This is a genomic window from Streptomyces sp. NPDC088766 (genome assembly GCF_044750845.1).
In the GTDB taxonomy this organism is placed as follows: domain Bacteria; phylum Actinomycetota; class Actinomycetes; order Streptomycetales; family Streptomycetaceae; genus Streptomyces.
In genome coordinates this window covers 14,559-40,539 of the sequence record NZ_JBIVKQ010000030.1, presented here as the reverse complement: position 1 = coordinate 40,539, position 25,981 = coordinate 14,559, and the positions used below count along the sequence as shown (strand labels likewise).

Here is a 25,981-nt window from a genome sequence, read left to right as displayed (position 1 = left end):
ACGGGTCGGGGGAGGAACGAGGGCCTCGACGGACGAGGGCGGGCCCGCGGCGGTGCCCTCGCCGTCGGTGCTGTGGCGTCAGGCGCTGTGGCTCCGGGTTTTGTGGTCTCCGGCCTTGTGGCCTCAGTCCCCGGGCGGTCGGGGTCCGGGCCGTCGGCGTCCGGGCGGTCGCCGTCCGGGCGGTCGCCGTCCGGGCCGTCGGGGTCCGGCCTCGCGGTCGGTCCGACCGATTCCCCGCCCGCTCGCCCGCCCCGCCCCGGCCGGCCTACGGGACGTGACGGACAGGCCCTAGCATTGCGGGACGCATGACAGAGGGGGTCCCGCGCATGTCCGACGACGCACCCGGTGGTCCGGCCGACGATCCGTCCCACGATCCGTGGGTCGCGCCCGGCTCCGTGCCCGACGGAACGGAAGGGCCGCAGTACGCCCACGTGCCCCTGGACAAGCCGGCCACGTCGGACGGGGGGAGTGCGGCCGGCGGCCCGGCCGCGGATGCCACGACCGCGCCCGGCGCCTCCACCCGGGACGGGGCGGAGCCCGCCCCGCAGGACGCGTGGACCTCCGCCGGCCCCGTCCCCGCGGCCGACCCCTGGCCCGCTCCCGCCCTGGCCCCGGACCACGGCTCCGGCGTCACCATTGACGCCGGCGAGGTGCCCACACCGCAGGACCACGCGCCGTCCTCCGTCCACGACCAGCAGACGGTGACCTCGCTGCCCGCCGTGACGCCGGCCCCCGCGGCCGGCACCCCCCAGGGCGACGCCTCGTTCGCGTCCTTCCCGCCGCCCCGTCCCGGTACCGCTTCGCCCGGCTCGGTGGGCGGCCCCAGCCCCTTCGCCCCGCCCGCCGACGGAGCGGTGCCGCCGCCGCCGATGTCCCCCGACGGCCCCGGACAGGTGCCGTACGGCTACCCCGGCGGCTACGGCCACCCGGGCCCGCCCGGCTACGGCGCCACCCCGAGCTACGGCGGCACCCCCGGCCCCTACGGGTGGCCCGGCATGCAGCCGGCCCCGAGCAACGGCATGGGGATCACGGCGATGGTCCTCGGTATCGTCGCCGCCGTGGGCTTCTGTCTCTGGCCGGTCGCGATCATCGTGGGCGTCCTCGCCCTGATCTTCGGACTGATCGGCAGGAGCAAGGCCAACCGGGGCGAGGCCACGAACCCGGGTCAGGCCCTGGCCGGCATCATCTGCGGGGCCGTCGGGCTGGCCCTCGGGGTGGGCCTGGCCGTACTGGTCACCGTGGCGCCGTAGGGCCGGGCGGCCCCGGCCCTCTCCCAGGCCCTCCGCCCCGGCCCCCTCAAGCACCCCGCAGCAGCAGCCTCGCCTCCATCAGCGCGAAGCCCAGCAGGTTGAGGCCCCTCCAGCGCTCCGGGTCCGTCGCGGCCTCGTCGTCCGCGGCGAGGCCGATGCCCCACACACGGTCCACGGGGCTCGCCTCCACCAGCACTCGCTCGCCCGTGTCCAGCAGGTACCGCCGCAGCTCCGGGTCCGCGCCGAACTTGTGGACGCTGCCCTCGACCACGATCCGGAACCGCTCCCGCTCCCAGACCGCCTCGTCGAAGCCGCGCACCAGCCGCCCGGCCTTCTTCGCCTCGGAGGGGTGAGCGGCGACCAGCGCCCGCCGCTCCGCCTCCGCGTCGCCGAACAGGCGTGCCTTGCCGGCCATCATCCAGTGCTCGGCCGTGCGGTACTCCACGCCGGCCACGGTGAACGGGGACGGCCACCACTGGCTCAGGCAGCTCGTGCCCACCTGTCCGTCGTGCCGCGCGCGGTGGCCCCAGAAGTGCAGATACTTGATTCTCGCCCCCGTCCGGACCTCCCTGACCAGGGCTTCCCGGGAATCGATCTTCGCCATGCATTCCACTGTGGCACGCGCCACTGACAGGGCGTCTCGCCTTTTCCGGCCCGACTCGACACCTGGTCGACAGATTCCGTCGCGTAACCAAAAGGCAACAACGGAATCACTTGTTGGCGTCCTATTGCTCTGTCAGGATCGGCACTCAAATCAAGCTGGAGCTACGTCACCCGCCCCCGCGGACATCGGGGCGAAGGCGGAGGAGAGCGACATGCAGAACCCGGGAAGCACCACCCCGGACCCACTCGGCCGGTTTCCCGCGCAGGAACGTTTCGCGGACGGCGCCCAGTACATCGCGGGCCGCCTCCGCACGGGCACGTCCGGCCGCACGCACGCCGTGGTCGACCCGGCCACCGGGGAAGAGGTCCTCACCTGTGAACTCGCCGGGACGGACGACGTCGACGCGGCCGTGGCCGCCGCCCGGGCCGCCTTCCCGGCCTGGGCGGGCGCCACCCCCGGCGAGCGCTCCGACGCCCTGCACCGTTTCGCCGCCGTCCTCGCCGGGCAGGCCGAGGACTTCGCCCGCGCCGAGTCCCTCCAGTGCGGCAAGCCGCTGAAACTGACCCGCGAGTTCGACGTCCCCGGCACCATCGACAACACCGCCTTCTTCGCGGGGGCCGCCCGGCACCTCCAGGGCCAGTCGGCCGGCGAGTACTCCGGCGACCACACCTCGTACGTACGGCGCGAACCCATCGGGGTCGTCGGCTCCGTCGCCCCCTGGAACTACCCCCTCCAGATGGCCGCCTGGAAGATCCTCCCGGCGATCGCCGCGGGCAACACGATCGTCCTCAAGCCCGCCGAACTCACCCCGCTCACCAGCCTCCTCTTCGCGCAGGCGGCGACCGCGGCGGGCATCCCCGACGGCGTGATCAACATCGTCACCGGGACCGGGAGGGAGGCGGGCGAGCGCCTCGTCGGCCACCCCGACGTGGCCATGACCTCCTTCACCGGCTCCACCGCCGTCGGCCGGCGGGTCGCGGAGATCGCCACCGCCACCGTGAAGCGGCTGCACCTGGAGCTGGGCGGCAAGGCGCCCTTCGTCGTCTTCGACGACGCCGACCTGGACGCCGCCGTGCAGGGCGCGGTCGCCGGCTCGCTCATCAACACCGGGCAGGACTGCACGGCCGCCACGCGCGCGTACGTGCAGCGGCCCCTCTACGAGGCGTTCGTCGAGAGGACGGCCGCCCTCATGGAGACCGTCCGGCTCGGCGACCCCTTCGCCGCGGGCACCGACCTCGGACCGCTGGTCTCGCACGTCCAGCGCGACCGGGTCGCCGCCTTCGTCGACCGGGCGCGTGCCTACGCGCGCGTGGTGACCGGCGGCGAGGCCCCTCAGGGAGATCTCGGGAACGGCGCGTACTATCTCCCCACCCTGGTCGCGGACGCCGCGCAGGACAGCGAGATCGTCCAGTCCGAGATCTTCGGCCCGGTCCTCGTGGTCCTCCCCTTCGACAGCGACGACGAAGGGATCGCGCTCGCCAACGACACGCCGTACGGGCTGGCCGCCTCGGCGTGGAGCCGGGACGTCTACCGGGCGAACCGGGCGACGCGCGAGATCAAGGCCGGATGCGTGTGGGTCAACGACCACATCCCGATCATCAGCGAGATGCCCCACGGCGGATACAAGGCATCCGGCTTCGGCAAGGACATGTCCGCGTACTCGTTCGAGGAGTACACCCAGATCAAGCACGTCATGTTCGACAACACCGCGGTGGTCCGCAAGGACTGGCACCGCACCGTCTTCGGGGACCGATAGTCACGAATCCGGCCGCCGACCAGGCCGAATCCTCCCGAAAGGGCACCACGCGCATGGAGCAGTACGAGCCAGACCGCCTGACCCCGCCCCAGGCGGCCGCCATACGACGCAGTCTCCGGGGCGGCAGGGCGGCCATGACCCGCAGGTCGCTGCTGCGCGCCTCGGCGGGCGGCGCCCTGACGCTGGGCGGTCTCGGGGCGCTGAGCGCCTGCGGGATCCCCGCGGCCGGCAAGACCGAGGGCGGTACGTCCGCCGAGGACCACTCGGCGCAGGAGAAGACCGTCAGCTTCTCCAACTGGACCGAGTACATGGACGTCGACGAGGCGGGCAAACACCACCCGACGCTCGACGCGTTCACGAAACGGACCGGGATCAAGGTCAAGTACACCGAGGACATCAACGACAACAACGAGTTCTTCGGCAAGATCAAGCCGCAGCTCGCCGCGGGCCAGGACACCGGCCGCGACGTCGTCGTCCTCACCGACTGGCTCGCCGCCCGCCTCATCCGCCTCGGGTGGGTCCAGAAGCTGGACCCGTCCAACCTGCCGCACGCCTACGCCAACCTGTCGAGCCAGTTCCGCAGCCCCGACTGGGACCCCGGACGGGCCTACTCCTACCCCTGGCAGGGCATCTCCACGGTCATCGCCTACAACAAGAAGGCGCTCGACGGCATCGAGGTGAAGTCCGTCTCCGACCTCCTCGACAACCCCAGGCTCAAGGGCCGGGTCGGGTTCCTCACCGAGATGCGCGACAGCATCGGCATGACCCTGCTGGACATGGGCAAGGACCCGGGGAAGTTCACCGACGACGACTACGCGGCGGCCGTCGCCCGGCTCCAGAAGGGCGTCGACAGCGGCCAGATCCGCCGCTTCACCGGCAACGACTACACCTCGGACATCACCAGCGGCGACTTCGCCGCCTGCATCGCCTGGGCCGGCGACGTCGTCCAGCTCAAGGCCGACAGCCCGGACGTCGACTTCGTGATCCCGGACAGCGGCTACATGACGTCCAGCGACAACATGCTGATCCCCAACAAGGCACGTCACAAGACGAACGCCGAGCGGCTCATCGACTACTACTACGAGCCGAGGCCGGCCGCCGAACTCGCCGCCTACATCAACTACGTCTGTCCCGTCGACGGCGTGAAGGACGAACTGGCGAAGATCGACGAGGACGCGGCGAACAACCCGCTGATCATCCCCGACAAGGCCATGCAGGCCAAGTCGCACGCCTTCCGCTCGCTGAGCGCGAAGGAAGAGACGGCTTATGAAGCGCAGTTCGCGAAGCTCACTGGGGCGTGACGAGATGAAGACGACGACCAGCGCCGGCGGCGACGTCCGCCTGTCCGGCATCAGCAAGACCTACGGCTCCTTCACCGCCGTCCACCCGCTCGACCTGACCGTCCCCCGGGGCTCCTTCTTCGCCCTGCTCGGCGCCTCCGGCTGCGGCAAGACCACCACCCTGCGCATGATCGCCGGCCTGGAGGAGCCCACGTCCGGGACCGTCCACCTCGGCGACCAGGACGTCACCGCCCTCCCGCCCTACAAGCGGCCCGTGAACACCGTCTTCCAGTCCTACGCCCTCTTCCCGCACCTCGACATCTTCGAGAACGTCGCCTTCGGCCTGCGCCGGCGCGGCATCAAGAGCGTCAAGAAGCAGGTCGAGGAGATGCTGGAGCTGGTGCAGCTCGGCGAGCAGGCCCGCAAGAAACCGCACCAGCTCTCCGGCGGCCAGCAGCAGCGCGTCGCCGTGGCCCGCGCCCTCATCAACCACCCCGAGGTGCTCCTCCTCGACGAGCCCCTCGGCGCCCTCGACCTCAAGCTGCGCCGCCAGATGCAGCTGGAGCTGAAACGCATCCAGACCGAGGTCGGCATCACCTTCGTGCACGTCACGCACGACCAGGAGGAGGCCATGACGATGGCCGACACGGTCGCCGTGATGAACGCGGGCCGCGTCGAGCAGCTCGGCTCGCCCGCCGACCTGTACGAGAACCCGCGCAGCACGTTCGTCGCGAACTTCCTCGGCACCTCCAACCTCATCGAGGCCGAGGTCGACTCCCGCAGCGGCGAGGACATCGTGCTCAGGGCCGGCGACGGCAAGCTCGTGCTGCCCGGGGCCCGCTGCGCCGCGCCGGCCACCACCGGCGGCAAGGTGCTGGTCGGCGTCCGCCCCGAGAAGATCTCCCTCACCCACGCCGACGACGCGGGCGAGATACCGGCGGGCCGCAACCGCGTCACCGGCACCATCGCCGCCGGCTCGTTCATCGGCGTCTCCACGCAGTACGTCGTCGACAGCGCCGTCTGCCCCGAGCTGGAGGTCTACGTCCAGAACGTCGACCGCGACACCCGGCTGGTCCCCGGCGCCGAGGTCGTCCTGCACTGGAGCCCGGCCCACACCTTCGGCCTGGACGCGACGCAGGACATCGACGCCGGCCTGGAAGAAGAGGCGGCGCTCTGATGGCGACGCTCACGCAGGCGCCACCGCCCCTGTCCCCGACAGCCCCCGAGACCGGCCCGCCCCGCAGACGGGGCCGTTGGACGCCGTACTGGCTGCTGCTGCCCGGCCTGCTCTGGCTGCTGGTCTTCTTCGCGCTGCCGATGGTCTACCAGGCCTCCACGTCCGTGCAGACGGGCTCCCTCGAAGAGGGCTACAAGGTCACCTGGCACTTCGCGACCTACTGGGACGCGCTCGGCGACTACTGGCCGCAGTTCCTGCGCTCGGTCCTCTACGCGGCCGCCGCGACGATCCTGTGCCTGGTGCTGGGCTACCCGCTGGCCTACCTCATCGCCCTCCGCGCGGGCCGCTGGCGCAACCTGATCATGGTCCTGGTGATCGCGCCGTTCTTCACCAGCTTCCTGATCCGCACCCTCGCCTGGAAGACGATCCTCTCGGACGGCGGGCCCGTCGTCGGCGCCCTCGACACGCTGCACGTGCTGGACGTGACGGGCTGGCTCGGCTGGACCTCGGGGGACCGGGTGCTGGCCACACCGCTGGCCGTGGTCTGCGGTCTGACGTACAACTTCCTGCCGTTCATGGTCCTGCCGCTCTACACCTCGCTGGAGCGCATCGACGGACGGCTGCACGAGGCGGCCGGCGACCTGTACGCCAGACCCGTCACCGTCTTCCGCAAGGTCACCTTCCCGCTGTCGATGCCGGGCGTGGTCTCCGGCACGCTGCTGACCTTCATCCCGGCGTCCGGCGACTACGTCAACGCCGAACTCCTCGGCTCCACCGACACCCGCATGATCGGCAACGTCATCCAGACGCAGTTCCTGCGGGTGCTGGACTATCCGACGGCCGCGGCCCTCTCGTTCCTCCTCATGGCCGCGATCCTTTTCCTGGTCACCTTCTACATCCGCAGGTCGGGGACGGAGGATCTGGTCTGAAATGCCCTTCGTCAACTGGTTCAAGAAGAATCTCGTCGTCATCGCGGGCCTTTTCACGCTCGCCTATCTGCTGCTGCCCAACGTCGTCGTCACGGTGTTCTCCTTCAACAAGCCGAAGGGGCGCTTCAACTACGCATGGCAGCAGTTCTCCACGGACGCCTGGAAGGATCCCTGCGGGGTCTCCGGACTCTGCGGATCGCTGTCGCTCAGCCTCCAGATCGCGCTCTGGGCGACACTCGGCGCGACCGCGCTCGGCACGGCCATCGCCTTCGCGCTCGTCCGCTACCGCTTCCGCGCGCGCGGCGCCGTGAACTCGCTGATCTTCCTGCCCATGGCCATGCCCGAGGTCGTCATGGCGGCCTCGCTGCTCACCCTGTTCCTCAACATGGGCGCGCGGCTGGGGTTCTGGACGATCCTCATCGCCCACATCATGTTCTGCCTCAGCTTCGTCGTGACGGCCGTCAAGGCACGCGTCATGTCGATGGACCCGAGGCTGGAACAGGCGGCCCAGGACCTGTACGCCGGCCCGCTGCAGACCTTCCTGCGGGTCACCCTGCCGATCGCCGCACCGGGCATCGCCGCGGGCGCGCTGCTCGCCTTCGCGCTCTCCTTCGACGACTTCATCATCACCAACTTCAACGCGGGCTCGACCGTCACCTTCCCCATGTTCGTCTGGGGCTCGGCACAGCGCGGAACGCCCGTCCAGATCAACGTCGTCGGCACGGCCATGTTCCTCATCGCCGTCCTGCTCGTGCTGACCTCCATGGTCGTCACCAACCGCCGTAAGAGGCAGAAGGCGTAAGCCCTCGCCTTCCCGACCCGTCGAGAGCCCGCCGTAGGGAGTTGACATCATGGCCCCTGGCGCCATGAGCCGTGGCAGAGACCATCACTGGACGACATCGCTCTCGCAGGCGCGGCCGGTCCCGTACTGGCTGGAGGATCCGGGCAAGCCCCACCCCGAGCCCGCGCTCACCGGCGCCACGACCTGCGACCTGCTGGTCGTCGGCGGCGGGTACAGCGGACTGTGGACCGCGCTGGTCGCCAAGGAGCGCGAGCCGCAGCGGGACGTGGTGCTGCTGGAGGGCCGCGAGGTGGGCTGGGCCGCCTCGGGCCGCAACGGAGGCTTCTGCGCGGCCTCCCTCACCCACGGTCTGGCCAACGGGCTGACCCGCTGGCCGGACGAGATCCACCGGCTCGAGGAACTGGGCGCGCGCAACCTCGACGAGATCGAGGCGGCGGTCGCCCGGTACGGCATCGACTGCGACTTCGAGCGCACCGGCGAGATCGACGTGGCGACCGAGCCGTACCAGGCGCGCGAACTGCGCGACTGGTACGAGGAGATCGAGGGCAGGGGCCTCGCCGGGGGCATCGAGTTCCTCGACGGCGACGCCGTGCGCGAGCAGGTCGCCTCACCCACCTTCCGGGCGGGTCTGTACGACCGCCGCGGCGTGGCCATGCTCCACCCGGCCAAGCTCGCGTGGGGCCTGAAGCGGGCGTGCCTGCGCCTCGGCGTCCGCGTCCACGAGCACACCCCCGCGCTGACGCTGAAGCCGTACGGTGCGGGGATGGCCGTCCGCACCCCGTACGGGCGGGTCCGCGCGCGGCAGGTCGCGCTCGGCACGAACGTCTTCCCCAACCTGGTCAGACGGGTCCGCGCCTACACCGTGCCCGTCTACGACTACGCGCTGATGACGGAACCGCTGAGCGCCGGGCAGCTCGACGCGATCGGCTGGAAGAACCGGCAGGGCCTCGGCGACAGCGCCAACCAGTTCCACTACTTCCGGCTCTCCGCCGACAACCGCGTCCTGTGGGGCGGCTACGACGCGATCTACCCGTACGGCGGCCGGGTGCGCGCCGAGTACGACGACCGGCCGCAGACGTACGCCAGACTCGCCGAGCACTTCTTCACCTGCTTCCCCCAGCTGGAGGGGCTGCGCTTCACGCACGCGTGGGGCGGCGCGATCGACACCTGCTCGCGCTTCTCGGCCTTCTTCGGCACGGCCCACCACGGCAAGGTGGCGTACGCCGCCGGCTACACCGGGCTCGGCGTGGGCGCGACCCGGTTCGGCGCCGAGGTGATGCTCGACCTGCTGGCGGGCGAGCCCACCGAGCTGACCTCGCTGGAGATGGTCCGCAGGAAGCCGCTGCCCTTCCCGCCCGAACCGTTCGCCTGGACCGGCATCGCGCTCACCAAGTGGTCGCTGGCACGGGCGGACACGCACGGTGGCCGGCGCAACCTGTGGCTGCGGACCATGGACCGGCTCGGGCTCGGCTTCGACAGCTGAGGGTTCCGCCGGCGCGGGCCGGTCCGCGCCGGCGCCGGTTCACTCCGACGAGGACGCCCGACCCGCGTAATGCCGGCCCGGGACCTCCCTCTCCCTCGTGACGCGCACGCGTCGACGAGACACAGGGAGGTACCCATGGCCGGGACGAAGACGGCCGTCGAGTGGCTGGCATCCGTCGCACCGGATCCCGAGGTCTGCCGCAGGCAATGGGAGCGCAACCCCCTCGGGGTCGCCCTCCTGCCCGCGGGCAGGGCCTGGGACGTGCTCATCCTGCCGGGCGGACTCGGCTTTCCCACGCTCGACGTCCTCACCCGCGTCCTCGACCGGCCCGGCCCCGTGCTGGCCGACTTCGGCGACCAGCGGGTGGGCTTCCTCGTGCCGCCGGGCACGGCCGCCCGCTGGGTCGGCACCGGCATCCGCACGGCCGGGCCGGGCACCTGGATCGTCGTGCCCCACCCGGGCCGCGCGACCGGCGGCGTCCGCTGGCTGGTACCGCCGGACGGCTCGGGCACCCTGACCGACCCGGCCCTTCTCGAACTGGCGATGCACGAGGCGGCGGCGGGCCCCGTCGGGAGAGACGGGGGCTGACCCGCCCGCCCCGGCCCGTCACCCGCCCCGGCCGGGGCCGGGAACGCCGCCGCTCGGCTCGGTGACGCCTGCGCGCCACCGACGTCGGCCGCCCGTGCGGCCGACGCGGCCCGCACCGCTGCCCGGCGGCCACCGGGATTCGTTCTCGCCGCCGGGAAGCCGCGGAAGCCCGCCCGGTGCACATGCCGCACAGCGGCACGGCAGCCGGCGAGCAGGCCGGGGTCCCCGGGCTTCAGTCCGAGGAGCAGGTCAGTCCGGTGCCGTCGCCTTGAGGGCCAGCCACAGCTCCATCCGTACGTCCGGGTCGTCCAGGGAGCGGTTCAGGATCTCCTCCACGCGGCGCATGCGGTAACGGAGGGTGTGCCGGTGGACGCCCAGGTCGGCCGCCGCGGCGTCCCACTGGCCGTGGCGGGAGAGCCAGGCGCGCAGGGAGGCCACCAGGTCGCCCCGGCCCGTCGCGTCGTGCTCGTGCAGGGCCCGCAGCAGACCGTCGGCGAAGGCCTTCACCGCGTCGTCCGCGAGGAGCGGCAGGATCGAGCCCGCCGCGAGCTGCTCGTGCTCCACGAGGACCCGCCCCCGGCGCCGCGCCACCGACAGCGCCTGCTCGGCCTGCTTGTACGCGGCCGCCGCGGCGATCGGACCGGCCGGGGCCGACAGGCCGACGACCAGTTCGTCCTCCTCGCCCTCCGATCCGGACGCGCGCGCGTCCTCCAGCGCCGCCCCGTACGAGGCGGCGGCCGCGGCCGCCGCGCCCCCGTCGGCGGCCAGCACCACCAGCCGCTCGCCCTCGGGCACCACCAGCACGGTCTCCCCGGACCGGGCGGCCGCCGACTCCACGACCTCGGCGAGCAGCCCCAGCGGGTCCCCGGCCCGGTCGGCGGAGCCGGGCACGCGCGCGTGCGAGGACGCGTCGGTGTGGGCCCGCGCCGACGCCGGCTCGGCCAACAGCACCCGGAACGGAGCGTCCAGCAGGCCGCCGTAGAGGTCACCGGCGACGGCCCGCGCGTGGTCCGGCTCGCCCGCCAGCAGCATGCGCAGCACCGCCACCCCGATCCGCTGCTCCGCCGCCTGGAGCGAGCGGGAGCGTTCCGTGGTGAGGGTCAGCAGGGCGATCGCCGAGTGGACCGCGTAACGCTCCGCCGTGCCGAGCGTCGACGCCGTGCCGACCGCGAGGGCGGCCCGCGGGCGGCGGCCGGTGCCCAGGGAGTGCAGTTCGACCCGGTCGTCGTGGTCGGAGTGCTCGGGCCCGCCGACCACCGCCGAGGCCGGCGCCGGACGCTCCCGCAGCCGCTCCACGTCCGCCGTGAGCCGCGCGGCCCGCCGCCCCGCCCACTCCGGCGCGCTCGCGACGACGGTGCCCGAGGCGTCGTAGAGCGCGGCCCAGCCGTCGACCTGGGAGGCGAGCGCGGCGAGCAGGCCCTCCGGGCCGTCCGTCAGCGCCTGCCTGGTCAGCTCCCGCTGGGCCGCGAAACCGGCCGTCACCGCGCGGTACTGGTCGGCCGCGATCGCCGCCGACACCTCCTTGCTGATGGCGAGGAACGGCGTGCGCCGGGGCACCTCCAGCAGGGGCAGCCCCTCCTCCTCGGCCGCGTCCACGAGGGCCTGGGGGATCTCCTCGTAGTTGACGCCGACGGCGAAGCCGAGTCCGACCACCCCGGCCCCGGCCAGCCGCCGCACGTAGCGCCGCATCGCCTCCGGGTCCTCCGCGTCCAGCTTCAGCGCGGTGATCAGCAGCAGCTCCCCGCCCTCCATGTAGGGCACGGGGTCGGCGAGTTCGCTGACGTGCGCCCAGCGCACCGGTACGTCCAGACGGTCCCCGCCCGCCCGCACGGTCAGCTTCAGCGCGGAGTGGTGGACGAGCGAGGCGAGCGTGGGGGGCATGGGACCTTCAGGTCGGAGGCGGACACGAGGGCGGTCGACCGGTGATCTTTTGGCCGCTTCGTATGAAGCGGCCATGTCGATTCTGCCTCACTGGAGGGGTGTCCCGCGCTTCGTTCCGGCCGCGCGGATCCCCTCAGCCGCGCAGACCGCCCGGCCGCGCAGACCCGGGAATCCGTTCAGCCGCGCAGATCCACCAGCAGTGGCGGCGCGTGCTCGCCCCCGACGGTGGTCAGGGACAGCACCGCGTGCCCCGGCGGCACCTCGTGCGCCAGCTGCGACGCCGACCACCGCTCGCGCTCCACCTGGCGCACGGTCACCGCGTCCGTGGTCACGGCCTTGCCGGTGACCAGCTTGCGCAGGGCGTGCAGGGCCCGGGTCATCGGCTGGTCGGCGAAGACGGTGTGCTTGGCGACCTCCGTCGTCTCCACCCACTCGGTGCCCCAGGTCTGTGCGAACCGGCTGCCGTCCCAGGTGGTGATCCCGGAGAACGCCATCCGGCAGCCAACGGCCCCGTACAGCGGGCCGTGCAGGACTTCGGGCACGTCGGCGACCGTGCGCAGGGAGAGCAGCACGCCCGCGTTCTGCGAGCGCAACCCCTGGATCCGGCGCACCGACCCGGCGGTCACCGCGCCCGTCGCGTCGTCCAGGACCAGGGCGGCGAAGTGCGTGCGCCCCGCCTCCCGCACGACCGTGTGGAACTGGGCGAGGACCAGCCGGGTGATCAGCCGTCCGGCCTCCTCGTGGCCGCGCTCGGGCAGATCCACGCGCACCCGCAGCGGATGGTGGGCGACGGCCCGCAGGGAGAACGCCCGGTGCGCTCCGCTCGGTGCCCCGCCGTTCCCGCCGTTACCGCCGAGGAAACCGGCGAGGACCGGCCGGCTCAGCAGCGCCAGCCGGTCGGCGAGGGCCCGGCCCGGGTCGCCGGGCGCGCCCGCCTGCCGGACGCGCGCGTCCAGCTCGCGGCGCATGACCTCGTCCCCGGCCACGGCCTCGCGCAGCGCGGACAGCGCCGTCGGCCCGCCCTCCAGCAGCTCGCGCAGGACCGGCAGCGCGGGGAAGCGGCCGTGCACGGCCCGATAGGGGCCGAGGAGCTGGGCGAGGGCGGTGGCCGCGCCCTGGGCGCTCACCGTGTCGAGATCGCCCACCAGCGCCTCGGCGAGGACGGCGGCGGCCTCGTCGGCGTCGTCGGACCCGGCGTACGGGTCGAGGTCGTGCACCGACGCGGGGTCCCCGATCCGGACGATCACGTCGAAGGCGGAGTCGGAGGCGAGCGGGCTTCCGGCCGAGGAGACGGCGACGAGCGCGCACGACCCGGTGAGCGCCTGGAGGGCCAGCGCCTCGACGACCGGCTCCACCAGCGTCCGCGTCTTGCCCGAGCCGGACGGGCCGACCGCGAGCAGCGAGGTGCCCAGCACGTCCGGGCCGAGCGCCGCGCCCGCGTCGTGGTAAGCCGCCGGGGCGCGCTCGGCGGCCACCCACCGCCCGATGCGCACCTGGTGCGCGAGCAGGTCGTGGCGCCCGGTGCGCCCCGGCAGGTCGCGGGAGCCGGAGGGGTGGGTCCAGGCGGCCCCGGCCCGCCGCAGCACGGTCTCGCGGAAGTCCGGACGGCCCGTCGTCCACGCGCGGGTGACGCGCGCGCAGTCGACGTCGTTCATCCGCCCGGCCGTGACCTCGGCAGTCAGCACCTCGGCCGCCTCGTGCTGCCCGGCGTCCCGCAGCTCCGGCCACTCGGCACGCGGCCGCTCGACGGGAACGGGCGTCCGGGGACCGGCGGCCGCGCGCCGGGCGGCGAGCCGCTTCCTCAGGTACGGCCACCAGTCGCCGACCAGCGCGAACGGCCACACCACGAGCAGGGTGACCACGGTGTACAGCGAGTCGGTGAACAGCCGGGAGGCGAACAGGCCGTAGCCGCCGGCGATCAGGGCGACCAGGGAGAACAGCGGGTCGACGACGGGCAGCGGGTCCCAGCCCACTCCCGGGAAGGCGTCCGGGAACACGAAGCTCAGGGCGACCAGGGCGCCCAGCAGCCCGAGCAGCGCCCGCGCGGGCTGCGGCCGACGGCCGACGAAGTGGCGTACGACGTCGGGCCAGCTGCCCAGCCGCCCCATGGCGTACACCAGGACGGCGAAGAAGACGCCGTCGTACACCACCCTGGCCTCGGCGCCCTCCATGGTCTTCGGGGAGGCGAGCGTGCCGCCCCACCACCAGTCGTCCGGGGTGAACAGCCGCAACGGCGCGAACTGGTACGGCAGGCCGCCGCGGCGCCACAGCGACCACAGCACCAGCGCCACCACCAGCGGGATGAGCAGGCCGACGACGGTGACGGGCGCGAGCCGCTCGGTCGCCCGCGCGCCCTTCGGCAGCCGGTACCCGAACCGCCAGATGCCCGGCCGGGCGGTGGCACGGGACTCGTTCAGCCACGCCGCGACCGCGGAGGAGGCCCGGGCGCCCGGCCCGCCGGCCTGCGGCACCGACGGCTCGCCTGCGGGCCGGGGCGGAGCACCGGCGGGCAGCGGCGGCGCCTGGCCCGGCCGGGGCGGCACACCGGGAGGTCCGGCGGGGCGCTCCGGCGGCACCGCCGGGCGCGGCACGGGATCCGCGTGCGTGCCCCGCGCGTCCTGCGTCCCGTCGCTGTCCATCGCCCCTGCCCCCTGACCGGCCGCTCCGTCCACCATCGCCGGGTCAATCTAACGCCCCCGCCTGGGGAGTTCACCGCTTACGCGGCCGGGCGCCGGCGGCGGACCCCCTCAGCGGCTATGTCCACGACGGACAACGGAGGTCGCCGACAACGCCCACATGGAGCATGCCCGCACCCCCTCACCCGGCCTAACCTGCGAGAAAAGGACCTGTGCGTCCGTGCGGACGCACCCCGGTACGCCCGGTACGCAAGATCATCAGGGAGCCCCCATGACCGCACTTCCGCAGGAGCGCCGCGTCGTCACCGCCATCCCCGGCCCGAAGTCGCAGGAGCTTCAGGCCCGCCGCGTCGCCGCGGTCGCGCAGGGCGTGGGCTCTGTGCTGCCGGTGTTCACCGCGCGCGCGGGCGGCGGCATCATCGAGGACGTCGACGGCAACCGTCTGATCGACTTCGGCTCCGGTATCGCGGTGACCAGTGTCGGCGCCTCCGCCGAGGCCGTCGTACGCCGGGCCGCCGCACAGCTCGCCGACTTCACCCACACCTGTTTCATGGTCACCCCCTACGAGGGCTACGTCGAGGTCGCCGAGGCCCTCGCGGAGCTGACCCCGGGCGACCACGCCAAGAAGTCCGCGCTGTTCAACAGCGGTGCCGAGGCCGTCGAGAACGCCGTCAAGATCGCCCGCGCGTACACCAGGCGCCAGGCGGTCGTCGTCTTCGACCACGGCTACCACGGCCGGACGAACCTGACGATGGCGCTGACGTCCAAGAACATGCCGTACAAGAACGGCTTCGGCCCGTTCGCGCCCGAGGTCTACCGGGTGCCGGTGGCCTACGGCTACCGCTGGCCGACCGGTGCCGAGAACGCCGGCCCCGAGGCCGCCGCGCAGGCCATCGACCAGATCTCCAAGCAGGTCGGCGCGGACAACGTGGCCGCGATCATCATCGAGCCGGTGCTCGGCGAGGGCGGTTTCATCGAGCCGGCGAAGGGCTTCCTGCCCGCGATCCGCCAGTTCGCCGCCGACAACGGCATCGTCTTCGTCGCCGACGAGATCCAGTCCGGCTTCTGCCGCACCGGCCAGTGGTTCGCCTGTGAGGACGAGGGCATCGTCCCCGACCTGATCACCACCGCCAAGGGCATCGCGGGCGGTCTGCCGCTCGCCGCCGTCACCGGCCGTGCCGAGATCATGGACGCCGCGCACGCGGGCGGCCTCGGCGGCACCTACGGCGGCAACCCGGTCGCCTGCGCCGGCGCGCTCGGCTCCATCGAGACGATGAAGGAGCTGGACCTCAACGCGAGGGCGAAGCGGATCGAGGAGGTCATGAAGGGCCGCCTGACCGCCATGCAGGAGAAGTTCGACATCATCGGCGACGTGCGCGGCCGCGGCGCGATGATCGCCGTCGAGCTGGTCAAGGACCGCACGACGAAGGAGCCGAACCCCGAGGCGACCGCCGCGCTCGCCAAGGCCTGCCACCAGGAGGGGTTGCTGGTCCTGACCTGCGGCACCTACGGCAACGTGCTGCGCTTCCTGCCGCCGCTGGTGATCGGCGAGGACCTGCTGGGCGAGGGCCTCGACATCATCGAGCAGGCCTTCGCCGGCGTCTGAGCGGACTCTCACCCGCCTCCCGGGCGAGCGGTCGCCCGTGTCCCGGGCAGGCCCTGCGCGTCCGGTCCGGGAGCCACGGAATTCCGGGCCGGGCAGAGCGTGTGAAGAACGTGTGCGGGGTGGATGGCGGGAGGCGGATCAGTCTGTCGTCCCGCCGGTCGCTGCCGTAGGTTCTTCCCAGATGAGAGATACCCCCCGCCCACAGGGGACTGTGGGCGAACCCAGGACGGGGCCTCCCCGGCTTCGACCTGGTCGTGCCTCGCGCACACGACCGGAGCTGCCCGCTCCGCATCTCCTCACCGATCGGACGGTCGCCCGCCCCAGACCCCCCGGGGCGCGCGGCATCCCGATCCGGACGGCCGCCCCGGAACCATCCCCCCAGTTCCGGGGCGGCCGACCTCCTTCTGGGACAGAGGCCGCCCGGAGACACGCCACTGCCCGCGGACCCCGGTTCACATCGGGGTCTTCTTTTGCGCTCGCTTGCGACACGGCACGTCTCGCCCCGTACCGCGCCAGGGGCCCCATGCACCGCCACGTCGACACCGCCCCCGGCATCCACCTCCGGGAGGAGGAGCGCGGCCCCGCCGGCGCGCCCCGCCGGACGCCGCGATCCTGGAGCACACCCGTTCCTGACAAGCTGGGGCCCATGTCGACCCGCTCCCACCCGGAGGCCGAGGGCACCGCGGCGCCGCCGGTCCCCGGACGCGCCGCCCTGGGCACGCTGCTGTTCGGCCTGCCCGCGCTCCTGCTCGCCCTGATCACCTGGCAGGTCGCCGCCGAGGGGCCCCTGCTGGACCTGGACGCGCGCCTGAGCCGGGCTCTCGTGCACCCCGACCGGGGCGCCGAACTGCTGGCCGACCTGGGCGATGTGCAGGTCGCGGTCCCGGTGCTGGTACTGATCGCCGGGTACGCCGCCCGGCGCGCGCGGTCCGCGGGCGTGCCGCGGTGGTGGCTGCCGTCCCTCGCCGGGGCGGCGCTGATGGTGCTGGTGCCGCTGATCGTCGTACCGCTGAAGGAGTGGACGGACCGGCCGGGCACGCCCGCCGTGCCGCCGGCCACCGGGTACTACCCCTCCGGGCACACCGCGACGGCGGCCGTGGCCTACGGGGCGGCCGTGCTCGTCCTGCTGCCCCGGCTCGGCTCCCGGCCGGCCCGCCGGACGGTTGCCGCCACGGCCGTCGTCCTGGTCGCGGCCGTCTCCTTCGGGCTCGTACGGCGGGGCTACCACTGGCCCCTGGACGTGGCGGCGAGCTGGTGCCTGGGCGTGCTGCTGCTGGGGGCGCTGTGGCTGTTCCTGCGGCGGACCGCCCGGTAGGAGACCGGGCCGGACCTCCGCCGCGTCGGCACCGACCTCGCCAAACCGGAGTACCCCCCGCCCCCACCACTACGACTCGGACAAGCGCCCCTTCGCCCCCGCGCCCCTACCGTGGACCAGGAAAAGCCAGCACACCCCACTACGCGGAAGGGCCGGGACTCCTATGACCTCCACCCACGCCTTCTGGCTCGCCGGCCGCCAGGTCACCGGCGAGGACAGCTTCGACGTCAGTTCCCCGTGGGACGGCCGTCTCGTCGGCAGGGTCAGCGTGCCGACCGACGCGCAGGTCGAGGAGGCCGTGGCCGCCGCGTACGCCGTGCGGGACGAGTTCGCCGCCACCCCGGCGCACGTCCGTGCCGCCGCTCTCGACCACGTCAGCAAGCGGCTCGCCGAGCGCACCGAGGAGATCGCCCAGCTGATCTCCGGCGAGAACGGCAAGCCGATCAAGTGGGCGCGGGGCGAGGTCGGCCGGGCGGTGTCCGTGTTCCGGTTCGCCGCCGAGGAGGCCCGCCGGTTCAACGGCGGCGAGGCCCAGCGGCTCGACACCGACGCCGGCGGCCAGGGCCGGCTGGCCCTCACCCGGCGCTTCCCCAAGGGGGTCGTGCTCGGCATCGCGCCGTTCAACTTCCCGCTGAACCTGTGCGCCCACAAGGTCGCCCCCGCCATCGCGGCCGGTGCGCCGATCATCCTGAAGCCGGCCCCGGCCACCCCGCTCTCCGGCCTGATCCTCGGTGAGCTGCTCGCCGAGACCGGCCTGCCCGCCGGCTCGTGGAGCATCCTGCCGGTCTCCAACGACCGCATGCCCGCCCTCGTCCAGGACGAGCGGCTGCCGGTGATCTCCTTCACCGGCTCCGAGAAGGTCGGCTACGCGATCATGGACTCGGTGCCGCGCAAGCACTGCACCCTGGAGCTGGGCGGCAACGGCGCGGCCGTCGTCCTCGGCGACTTCGCGAGCGACGCCGACCTCGACTGGGCCGCGACCCGCATCGCCACCTTCTCCAACTACCAGGGCGGCCAGTCCTGCATCTCCGTGCAGCGGGTCATCGCCGACGCCTCCGTGTACGACCGGCTGCTGCCGCGCATCGTCGCCGCCGTCGAGGCCCAGGTCACCGGTGACCCCTCCGACGACCGGACCGACGTCGGCCCGCTGGTCAGCGAGGACGCGGCCAGGCGCGTCGAGTCGTGGGTCGACGAGGCGGTCACGGCGGGCGCCACGCTCCTCGCCGGCGGCAAGCGCGAGGGCGCCTCCTACGCGCCGACCGTCCTCACCGACGTGCCGCAGAGCGCCACGATCTCCTGCGAGGAGGTCTTCGGGCCGGTCCTCACCGTGCGCAAGGTGGACGGTGAGGCCGAGGCCTTCGCCGCCGTCAACGACTCCAAGTACGGCCTCCAGGCGGGCGTGTTCACGCACGACCTCCAGGCCGCCTTCCGCGCCCACCGGGCGCTGGAGGTCGGCGGCGTGATCATCGGCGACGTGCCCTCCTACCGTGCCGACCAGATGCCGTACGGCGGTGCGAAGCAGTCCGGGGTGGGCCGCGAGGGCGTGCGGTTCGCGATGGACGACTACACCTACGAGCGCGTGCTGGTCCTCACCGGTCTCGCTCTCTGACGTGTCCCGGAAGGGGCCCGGCACCGATGCCTACCGGTGCCGGGCCCCTTCGTCGCGTCAGCCGTCCCCGGACCCTCGACCGGAGAAGCCGACGAGCGCGAGCCGCAGCGGGCCGCGCAGCCCGATGCGCAGGTCGTGGACGCCCTCGGCGGTGAAGGGGGCCTCGAGCGTGGTGTAGGCGTACGGCCCCGGCGTGGGCGTGCCGAGGGTCAGGGTCACCGGCGGTCCGTCGGCCGACCGGATCTCCACCGTGCCCCCGCCCGCCACCTCCAGCGTCACCCCCGTGACACCGGCGCCGAAGTCGCAGGCCCGGTAGAGCAGTTCGGCCGTGCCGCCCGCCGCGGGCGTCACCGCGTCGCCCGACACCTTCGTGCGGTCCACGATCTCCGCGCCGCTGTGCTCGTCGAAGTCGACGGCGGCCAGCCCGTCGCGCAGGACCGGACGGGGGGCGGCCGCATCGCCGTCCAGCATCACCGTCTTCCGCAGCCGCACGTCCTCGCTGGACGCACCGACCAGCAGGTCGTACGCCCCCGGTTCGCGGCGCCAGCCGCCCCGCGCCACGTCCCAGAACGCGAAGGCGGACAGCGCCACCTCGAAGGACAGTTCCGTCCGGGCGCCGGGTGCCAGCGTGACCCGCTGGTGGGCCAGCAGCTCACGCCGGGGACGCGGGACCGAGGGGTCGACCGCCCGTACGTAGAGCTGGGCGACCTCGTCGGCGGTCACCTCGCCGGTGTTGGTCACCGTGAAGGAGACCCGCACCGAGTCCTCCCCGACCCGCACCGCCAGGTCGGCGTACCCGAACGAGGCGTACGACAGGCCGTGCCCGAACGGGAACAGCGGATCGCCCTCGAAGTAGAGGTACGTCTGGCGGGCACCGATCACGTCGTAGTCCAGCAGGTCGGGCAGGTCCGCGTCGCCCGCGTACCAGGTCTGCGGGAGCCGGCCGGCGGGGGAGACGTCACCGGCCAGCACCCGGGCCAGGGCGGTGCCCGCGGCCTGCCCGCCGTGCGCCGTCCACAGCACCGCGGACAGGCGCTCCGGCTCGATCGCGTACGGGTACGCCGACACCAGCGCCAGCACCGTCCGCGGGTTCACGGTCCGGGCGGCCTCCAGCAGCCGCTCCTGCTGGCCGGGCAGCCGCAGGGTCGTACGGTCCTCGGTCTCGCGGCCGTTGATGTGCGGGTCGTTGCCCGCCACCACCACGACCACGTCCGCCCCGGCCGCCGCCCGCGCCACCGCCTCCGCGCCGCGCTCGGTGACGACCAGGTCGAACACCTCGGGATCCTCGTCGGCAACCTTCACGCCGTCGGCGGCGACCCGGACGTGGCGACCCGTGCCGAGATGCCGCAGGAGGTGACCGTCGCCATGGGGTTCCAGGCGGAACGTCTCCTGCACGACCCAGCCGCCGGGCTGCTCCGCGGAGGCGCGCAGGAAGCCGTCCTCGGCGACCGAGAGGTAGCGGCCGTCGGGGGCGCGCAGGGTGAGCACGTCCTCGCCCCAGTCGACCAGGGCGAACTCGGTGCCGTCGGGGTCGGTGGTGAGCGGGGGGAGGTCGGTGCGGCCCGCGAGCAGTGCCGGGTCGAGGGCGCCCTCGGCGCCGCGCGCCTCGTCGGGGGAGTCGGGGGCCGGCAACACCTTGAGGAACGTTCCGGCGGCGGTCCGCAGCAGGACCCGGTCCACCCCCTCAGCGAACTCCACCCGCTCCGTGCCGAACCGCTCGTACAGCCCCTCCAGGGGAGTGGAGCGGTGGATCAGGGTGCCGCTGTACCAGTCGAGCTTGCACTCGTCGGCGAGCAGGCCCACCACCGCGATCCGGGCGTCCGCGGCCAGCGGCAGCACACCGTCGTTGCGCAGCAGCACCACCGCCTGTTCGGCGGCCTCCCGGGCGAGGGCGCGGTGGGCCGGGGTGTCGAACGCGCCGGTGCCCGCGTGCGGGTCGTGGTGCGGGTCGAACTCGCCCAGCCGGAACCGCACCGAGAGCTGACGGCGGACCGCCGCGTCGATGTCCGCCTCGGTCAGCAGCCCCTGCTCGTACGCCCCCGTGACCCGCTCGACGATCTTCGAGCCGTCGGTGCCGTGGTCGGTGAAGCTGTCCACGCCGGCGGTCAGCGAGGCCGCCGTCGCCTCCTCGTGGGTGTCGAAGTAGTGCTCGGAGTCGACCAGGTTGGAGGGCGCGCCCGCGTCCGAGCAGACCAGCAGCTCCTGTCCGGTCCAGGCCCGCAGCTGCTCGCGCAGGTACGGCGACACGTGGTTGGGGCGCCCGTTGACCAGGTTGTACGCGGGCATCACCCCGGCCACCGCGCCCGCCTCGACCGTGTCGCGGAAGGCCCGCAGGTCGTACTCGTGCAGCACGCGCGGGCGGACCGAGGAGGAGGTGACGTCCCGGCCGGTCTCGTTGTTGTGGGCCAGCCAGTGCTTGAGCACCGGGGCCGTCCGCCAGTAGGTCGGATGTTCGCCGCGCAGACCGTGCGTGTAGGCGGTGGCGATGGCGGAGGTGAGCCTCGGGTCCTCGGAGTAGCCCTCCTCGTTGCGGCCCCACAGGGGGTGGCGCAGCAGGTTCACCGTGGGCGCCCAGACGTTGAGGCCGACCCGCTCGTCGTGGGCGCGCATCGCGCGGACCTCCCTGGACACCGCCTCGCCCACCTGCCGCACCAGCTCCGGGTTCCAGGTCGCGCCCAGCCCCACGGCCTGCGGGAACACCGTCGCCGGGCCCATCCACGCCACCCCGTGCAGCGCCTCCTGGCCGGTGCGGAACGCCTCGATGCCGAGCCGTTCCACGGCGGGCGCGAACTGGTGCAGGAAGGAGATCTTCTCCCGGAGGGTCAGTCGCGACAGCAGGTCGTCGATGCGCTTCGCGAACGGCAGACGCGAATCGCGGAACGGTGGGGTGGGCGGCGTGGATGCGGTCACGTGAGGTTCCCTTTGCGATGGAGCGGGAAGACGCTTTCGAAGCGCTTCGATGCTCATTCGGCCCCGGGGTGGGTGTCAAGAGACCCCACGGTAACGACGGGGACTCATGGTCGTCATCTCAAGCCGGGCATGAGCGTGGGGCAATCCCGAACACCTCCGAGGAATCTTGGGAGCGACTCTTGTGCACCCCCATGCCTTCACTTAACCTCACTGCAACATCGAAGCGCTTCGACGATCCTTCGACAGTGCGGAGCCACCGCCATCGGGCGGGCAGACCTCCGATGATCGGGGACCGGGGCGCTTCAGCTCAGCCAGTTCCACTCGAGACACCGCAGCCGACGGCCACCGCCGGGTGTCCTGGTGCGCCATGAAGGGTTGACGCAATGACGCCGAACGCCGCTTCCCCCTCTTCCGGTCCTTCCGGACCCAGCCGGAGAAGCTTCCTCGCCTCCACGGCGGTCGCCACCGCAGCGGTGGCGGGCGGGATGCCGCTGCTCGCCGCCTGCGGCGGGTCGGACAGCGGCTCGAAGGAGGGCACCACCTCGGGGAAGGCCGCGGGCAAGCTGCTCCCGGCGTTCGTCGCCAGCACGGTCGCCAAGCCGGACCTGCCGTCGAAGAACGGTTCGGCGGCCGGCTACACCGGCAAGGTCGACCTCACGACGCTCGCCACGTCGGTCCCGGACAAGCTCGGCACCGGCGCCCCCGTCAAGATCATGTCGCCGTTCTGGGGCTCCCCGCCGAAGCCCGGCTGCGCCTACTACACGTCGCTCGACGCCCTGGCGGGCACCAAGATCACCTGGCAGAACCAGGACGGCAACACCTACGGCCAGAAGCTCGGCGCCGTCCTCGCCTCCAGCTCCATACCCGACATGGTGGTCGTGCCGAGCTGGGAACTGGTCGGCAAGATCTCGAACGCGGTCACCGCGAAGTTCATGGACCTGGGCCCCTACCTGGCGGGCGACAAGGTCAAGAAGTACCCGAACCTGGCGGCGATCCCCTCCGACGCCTGGCGCATGGGCATCTTCGGCGGCGCGCTGCGCGGCATCCCCATGCCCACCGCCGACGCGACCTTCATCGTGCCCTACTACCGCAAGGACCTCTTCGACAAGAAGGGCTACTCCGTACCGAAGTCGCCCGACGAGTTCCTCAGCTGGGCCAAGGAGGCCACCAGCGCCAAGGCGAAGGTGTACGCCTGCGGCGACATGTCCTGGACCGCCTTCAACGTCTTCGGCGTCCGCTCCTCCGGGACGCTCGGCTGGGACATGGGAACCGACGGCAAGGTGACCTACCGCATCGAGCAGCCCGAGTACCTCGAGGCCCTGGAGTGGGCCCGCAAACTGTTCGACGCCGGCGTGGTGCACCCCGACGACAAGGCGCGCTCGGGTGACGCGGGCCAGCGGTTCACCGCCGGACAGATCCTGGTGTACAACAACGACATGTCCGCCTGGTACGGCAAGACCGCCGAACAGGCCGCGGCGAACCCGGACTTCGAGGTCGACGCCATGGACATCTTCGGCCCCGACGGCGGCGCCCCGAAGCTGCACGCCTCCCAGCCGGCCAACATCTGGTCGATGATCCGCAAGGGCGCCTCCAAGGAGACGGTGGAGAACGCGCTGGCCGCCGCCAACTTCGCGGCCGCCCCCTACGGCACCAAGGAGCGCATGCTCGTCGACTACGGCGTCGAGGGCACCCACTACACGGTCGAGGACGGCGTCCCGGTCAAGACCGACCAGGGCAACTCCGAGGTCATCAACGCCTGGGTGATGCTGGCGGCGCCGGCCGCCTACTTCGCCCACCCCGACTACCCCGACATCGCCCGCAAGCAGGTCGAGTGGCAGCAGAGGATGGGCGCCTTCGCGAAGAAGACGTCCACGTACGGCATGAACATCGTCGAGCCGACCCGCTACGCCAACCTCTCCAGCCAGTTCGAGCAGCTGGAGATCGACTACGTGCGCGGCAACCGGAAACTTTCCGACGTGCAGGCCGCCATCTCCACCTGGAAGTCCTCCGGCGGCGAGAAGCTGCGCGACTGGTACAAGCAGCTCCTCGACAAGAACGGCAGTGGCAACTGATGTCTCTCACGGCCGGCAGCAGACCCGACGGGACCCGTCCCCCCGCGGCCGTCGAGGAACCGGCGGCCGCGGCGGCCGCCGCCGCGGTGAAGGGGCGGGTGCCGCGCACGGCGGGCCGGGCGGCCAGGGTTCCCCGGCGGATCAGGTGGCGCCGCGACCGCGCGCTCATCCTGATGACGATGCCGGTCATCGGGCTGCTCCTGCTCTTCAACTACGTCCCGCTGCTCGGCAACGTCGTCGCCTTCCAGGACTACGACCCGTACGTCTCCAGCAACGGCGTCACGGCGATCTTCCACAGTCCCTGGGTCGGTGTGGAGCAGTTCTCCCGGATGGTCGACGACCCGCTGTTCTGGAGCGCCGCGAAGAACACCGTCGTGCTGTTCCTGCTGCAACTGGTGCTCTACTTCCCGATCCCCGTCGCCCTCGCGCTGCTCATCAACAGCGTGGTCCGGCCCCGGGTCCGGGCCGTTGCGCAGGCGATCATGTACCTGCCGCACTTCTTCTCGTGGGTCCTCGTGGTCACCGTCTTCCAGCAGGTTTTCGGGGGCGCGGGCATCATCGCGCAGACCCTCGAGGACCACGGGTGGAGCGGCTTCGACCTGATGACCAACGCGGACCTGTTCAAGTACCTGGTCACCGCACAGGCCGTGTGGAAGGACGCGGGCTGGGGGATCATCGTCTTCCTCGCCGCGCTGGCCGCCGTCAGCACCGACCTGTACGAGGCCGCGGCGATGGACGGCGCGGGACGCTGGCGCCGCATGTGGCACGTGACGCTGCCGGCGCTGCGCCCGGTGATCGCGCTGCTGCTGGTCCTGCGGGTGGGCGACGCGCTGAGCGTCGGCTTCGAGCAGTTCCTGCTCCAGCGGGACGCGGTCGGCGTCGGGGCCAGCGAGGTCCTCGACACCTACGTGTGGAACATGGGTATCCAGAACGGCGACTTCAGCTACGCGGCCGCGGTCGGCCTCGTCAAGGGCGCCATCGGCATCTGTCTCGTCCTGGGCGCGAACAAGTTCGCACACCTGCTCGGCGAGCAGGGGGTGTACAAGAAGTGAGCCTCAACACGCAGCTCGTCCGCAGCCTCAAGGCTCCCGCCCGCCCGGTGTGGGAGGAGCCGCCCAGCAGGGCCGGACTCACCGCGAAGGGCGGATTCCTGGTCCTGTGCTGCCTGGCGGTCCTCGGTCCGCTGTGGATCGTGATCGTCACCAGCCTCTCCCCGAAACCCGTGATCGACCGGGCCGGCGGCCTCGTCGTGATCCCCCAGGGCATCACCTTCGTCAACTACACGGAACTGCTCAGCGGCGGCCAGGTCAGCCGGGCGATCATGGTCTCGCTCGGGGTCACGCTCTTCGGCACGCTGTTCTCGATGACGGTGTCGGTGCTCGCGGCCTACGGTCTGTCCCGGCCGGGCAGCCTGGGCCACCGGTTCTTCCTGATGACCATGATGGCGACCATGTTCTTCGGGGCGGGCCTCATCCCGACGTACCTTCTGGTGCAGACGCTGGGCCTCACCGACACCTACCTGTCCCTGATCCTGCCGAGCGCGGTCAGCGTCTTCAACATCCTCGTCCTGCGTGCCTTCTTCATGGGGATCTCACCCGAACTCACCGAGTCCGCCCGCATCGACGGTGCCAGTGACCTGCGCATCCTGCTGACCATCGTCATGCCGCTGTCACGGGCGGTGCTGGCCGTCATCTCCCTCTTCTACGCGGTCGGTTACTGGAGCGCCTGGTTCAACGCCTCCATCTACCTCTCCGACCAGCAGATGATGCCGCTGCAGAACGTGCTCATCCAGCTGGTCCAGAAGAACAGCGAGGCGCCGACCGGCCTCCAGCAGGCGGTCCGCACCGGTGAACTCTCCTCCCTGGGACTGCAGATGGCTGTCATGGTCCTCGCCCTCATCCCCGTGGCGATCGCCTCCCCCTTCGTCCAGCGGCACTTCAAGAAGGGCATGCTCACGGGGGCGGTCAAGGGCTGAGGCCCGGTGAGGTCCCGAGGAGCCGCCCGGCCCCACGGCCGCGGCTCCGCCGGACCGGCCGCGCCGCTCCCGCCCCCTCTCGAGGGCGCTCCCCCTCCCTCCCCCTCC

The 25,981-nt window shown here is 72.5% G+C and carries 18 protein-coding genes; 14 read left to right on the top strand and 4 right to left on the bottom strand.

What is annotated here, in order from left to right; all coding sequences use genetic code 11:
- Positions 1-326 precede the first annotated feature (326 nt).
- Positions 327-1,250 (top strand): DUF4190 domain-containing protein, encoded by a 924-nt coding sequence (locus ACIP5W_RS31230; RefSeq protein ID WP_401480668.1) that lies wholly within the window; start codon positions 327-329, stop codon positions 1,248-1,250.
- A 46-nt stretch (positions 1,251-1,296) separates the two neighbouring features.
- Here ACIP5W_RS31230 and ACIP5W_RS31225 read toward each other — a convergent pair whose 3' ends face one another.
- On the bottom strand, positions 1,297-1,854 hold the full coding sequence (locus tag ACIP5W_RS31225; RefSeq protein ID WP_401480666.1) for an NADAR family protein: 558 nt from the start codon (positions 1,852-1,854) through the stop codon (positions 1,297-1,299).
- A gap of 211 nt (positions 1,855-2,065) precedes the next feature.
- Here ACIP5W_RS31225 and ACIP5W_RS31220 point away from each other — a divergent pair, with 211 nt between their 5' ends.
- The 7 genes from ACIP5W_RS31220 to ACIP5W_RS31190 all read left to right on the top strand — a co-directional run bounded on the left by ACIP5W_RS31220 (position 2,066) and on the right by ACIP5W_RS31190 (position 9,869).
- Positions 2,066-3,610, top strand: a complete 1,545-nt coding sequence (locus ACIP5W_RS31220; protein WP_401480664.1) for a gamma-aminobutyraldehyde dehydrogenase — start codon at positions 2,066-2,068, stop codon at positions 3,608-3,610.
- Between the two features lie 53 nt (positions 3,611-3,663).
- Positions 3,664-4,911 carry a spermidine/putrescine ABC transporter substrate-binding protein gene (locus tag ACIP5W_RS31215; protein ID WP_401480662.1) on the top strand — a complete coding sequence of 416 codons (1,248 nt, stop codon included), beginning with the start codon at positions 3,664-3,666 and terminating at the stop codon, positions 4,909-4,911.
- Positions 4,877-6,067, top strand: a complete 1,191-nt coding sequence (locus tag ACIP5W_RS31210) for an ABC transporter ATP-binding protein (protein WP_401480660.1) — start codon at positions 4,877-4,879, stop codon at positions 6,065-6,067. Before ACIP5W_RS31215 ends, ACIP5W_RS31210 begins: the two co-directional genes overlap by 35 nt.
- Positions 6,067-6,996: an ABC transporter permease gene (locus ACIP5W_RS31205; RefSeq protein ID WP_401480658.1), complete on the top strand. Its 930-nt coding sequence runs from the start codon at positions 6,067-6,069 to the stop codon at positions 6,994-6,996. The genes ACIP5W_RS31210 and ACIP5W_RS31205 overlap by 1 nt, the downstream gene beginning before the upstream one ends.
- 1 nt (position 6,997) lies before the next feature.
- Positions 6,998-7,798 (top strand): ABC transporter permease, encoded by an 801-nt coding sequence (locus ACIP5W_RS31200; RefSeq protein ID WP_401480656.1) that lies wholly within the window; start codon positions 6,998-7,000, stop codon positions 7,796-7,798.
- A gap of 49 nt (positions 7,799-7,847) precedes the next feature.
- A complete protein-coding gene (locus ACIP5W_RS31195; protein ID WP_401480653.1) occupies positions 7,848-9,281 on the top strand; it encodes an NAD(P)/FAD-dependent oxidoreductase in 1,434 nt (477 codons plus the stop codon).
- A gap of 135 nt (positions 9,282-9,416) precedes the next feature.
- Positions 9,417-9,869 carry a hypothetical protein gene (locus ACIP5W_RS31190; RefSeq protein WP_401480651.1) on the top strand — a complete coding sequence of 151 codons (453 nt, stop codon included), beginning with the start codon at positions 9,417-9,419 and terminating at the stop codon, positions 9,867-9,869.
- A 249-nt stretch (positions 9,870-10,118) separates the two neighbouring features.
- On the opposite strand, the gene ACIP5W_RS31185 is transcribed toward ACIP5W_RS31190, so the two are convergent.
- Both ACIP5W_RS31185 and ACIP5W_RS31180 read right to left on the bottom strand, forming a co-directional pair.
- A complete protein-coding gene (locus ACIP5W_RS31185; RefSeq protein ID WP_401480649.1) occupies positions 10,119-11,750 on the bottom strand; it encodes a PucR family transcriptional regulator in 1,632 nt (543 codons plus the stop codon).
- A gap of 176 nt (positions 11,751-11,926) precedes the next feature.
- Positions 11,927-14,389, bottom strand: coding sequence for an ATP/GTP-binding protein (locus tag ACIP5W_RS31180; RefSeq protein WP_401480647.1), 2,463 nt, complete (start codon positions 14,387-14,389; stop codon positions 11,927-11,929).
- Positions 14,390-14,657: 268 nt separating this feature from the next.
- On the opposite strand from ACIP5W_RS31180, the gene gabT reads away from it, so the two are divergent.
- From gabT to ACIP5W_RS31165, 3 genes are all read left to right on the top strand, one after another.
- Positions 14,658-15,992 carry a 4-aminobutyrate--2-oxoglutarate transaminase gene (gene gabT / locus ACIP5W_RS31175; RefSeq protein ID WP_401480645.1) on the top strand — a complete coding sequence of 445 codons (1,335 nt, stop codon included), beginning with the start codon at positions 14,658-14,660 and terminating at the stop codon, positions 15,990-15,992.
- 646 nt (positions 15,993-16,638) lie between these two features.
- Positions 16,639-17,307 carry a phosphatase PAP2 family protein gene (locus ACIP5W_RS31170; RefSeq protein ID WP_401480643.1) on the top strand — a complete coding sequence of 223 codons (669 nt, stop codon included), beginning with the start codon at positions 16,639-16,641 and terminating at the stop codon, positions 17,305-17,307.
- A gap of 163 nt (positions 17,308-17,470) precedes the next feature.
- On the top strand, positions 17,471-18,916 hold the full coding sequence (locus ACIP5W_RS31165) for an aldehyde dehydrogenase family protein (protein WP_401480641.1): 1,446 nt from the start codon (positions 17,471-17,473) through the stop codon (positions 18,914-18,916).
- Between the two features lie 57 nt (positions 18,917-18,973).
- Here ACIP5W_RS31165 and ACIP5W_RS31160 read toward each other — a convergent pair whose 3' ends face one another.
- On the bottom strand, positions 18,974-21,826 hold the full coding sequence (locus ACIP5W_RS31160) for a glycoside hydrolase family 3 C-terminal domain-containing protein (protein ID WP_401480639.1): 2,853 nt from the start codon (positions 21,824-21,826) through the stop codon (positions 18,974-18,976).
- Between the two features lie 383 nt (positions 21,827-22,209).
- On the opposite strand from ACIP5W_RS31160, the gene ACIP5W_RS31155 reads away from it, so the two are divergent.
- Genes ACIP5W_RS31155 through ACIP5W_RS31145 form a run of 3 tightly spaced genes read left to right on the top strand, consistent with a single transcriptional unit; the run spans position 22,210 to position 25,873 of the window.
- Entirely contained in the window at positions 22,210-23,898 is a 1,689-nt protein-coding gene (locus ACIP5W_RS31155) for a Tat pathway signal sequence domain protein (protein WP_401480637.1), read from the top strand.
- On the top strand, positions 23,898-24,950 hold the full coding sequence (locus ACIP5W_RS31150; protein WP_401480635.1) for an ABC transporter permease: 1,053 nt from the start codon (positions 23,898-23,900) through the stop codon (positions 24,948-24,950). The genes ACIP5W_RS31155 and ACIP5W_RS31150 overlap by 1 nt, the downstream gene beginning before the upstream one ends.
- Complete coding sequence (locus ACIP5W_RS31145) at positions 24,947-25,873, top strand: carbohydrate ABC transporter permease (protein ID WP_401480633.1); 927 nt, start codon at positions 24,947-24,949, stop codon at positions 25,871-25,873. Before ACIP5W_RS31150 ends, ACIP5W_RS31145 begins: the two co-directional genes overlap by 4 nt.
- Positions 25,874-25,981: the final 108 nt, after the last annotated feature.

Coding starts and splice junctions, on each gene's coding strand:
- ACIP5W_RS31230 (WP_401480668.1), top strand. CDS start 327: ATGTCCGACGACGCACCCGGTGGTCCGGCCGACGATCCGTCCCACGAT.
- ACIP5W_RS31225 (WP_401480666.1), bottom strand. CDS start 1,854: ATGGCGAAGATCGATTCCCGGGAAGCCCTGGTCAGGGAGGTCCGGACG.
- ACIP5W_RS31220 (WP_401480664.1), top strand. CDS start 2,066: ATGCAGAACCCGGGAAGCACCACCCCGGACCCACTCGGCCGGTTTCCC.
- ACIP5W_RS31215 (WP_401480662.1), top strand. CDS start 3,664: ATGGAGCAGTACGAGCCAGACCGCCTGACCCCGCCCCAGGCGGCCGCC.
- ACIP5W_RS31210 (WP_401480660.1), top strand. CDS start 4,877: ATGAAGCGCAGTTCGCGAAGCTCACTGGGGCGTGACGAGATGAAGACG.
- ACIP5W_RS31205 (WP_401480658.1), top strand. CDS start 6,067: ATGGCGACGCTCACGCAGGCGCCACCGCCCCTGTCCCCGACAGCCCCC.
- ACIP5W_RS31200 (WP_401480656.1), top strand. CDS start 6,998: ATGCCCTTCGTCAACTGGTTCAAGAAGAATCTCGTCGTCATCGCGGGC.
- ACIP5W_RS31195 (WP_401480653.1), top strand. CDS start 7,848: ATGGCCCCTGGCGCCATGAGCCGTGGCAGAGACCATCACTGGACGACA.
- ACIP5W_RS31190 (WP_401480651.1), top strand. CDS start 9,417: ATGGCCGGGACGAAGACGGCCGTCGAGTGGCTGGCATCCGTCGCACCG.
- ACIP5W_RS31185 (WP_401480649.1), bottom strand. CDS start 11,750: ATGCCCCCCACGCTCGCCTCGCTCGTCCACCACTCCGCGCTGAAGCTG.
- ACIP5W_RS31180 (WP_401480647.1), bottom strand. CDS start 14,389: ATGGACAGCGACGGGACGCAGGACGCGCGGGGCACGCACGCGGATCCC.
- gabT (WP_401480645.1), top strand. CDS start 14,658: ATGACCGCACTTCCGCAGGAGCGCCGCGTCGTCACCGCCATCCCCGGC.
- ACIP5W_RS31170 (WP_401480643.1), top strand. CDS start 16,639: ATGTCGACCCGCTCCCACCCGGAGGCCGAGGGCACCGCGGCGCCGCCG.
- ACIP5W_RS31165 (WP_401480641.1), top strand. CDS start 17,471: ATGACCTCCACCCACGCCTTCTGGCTCGCCGGCCGCCAGGTCACCGGC.
- ACIP5W_RS31155 (WP_401480637.1), top strand. CDS start 22,210: ATGACGCCGAACGCCGCTTCCCCCTCTTCCGGTCCTTCCGGACCCAGC.
- ACIP5W_RS31150 (WP_401480635.1), top strand. CDS start 23,898: ATGTCTCTCACGGCCGGCAGCAGACCCGACGGGACCCGTCCCCCCGCG.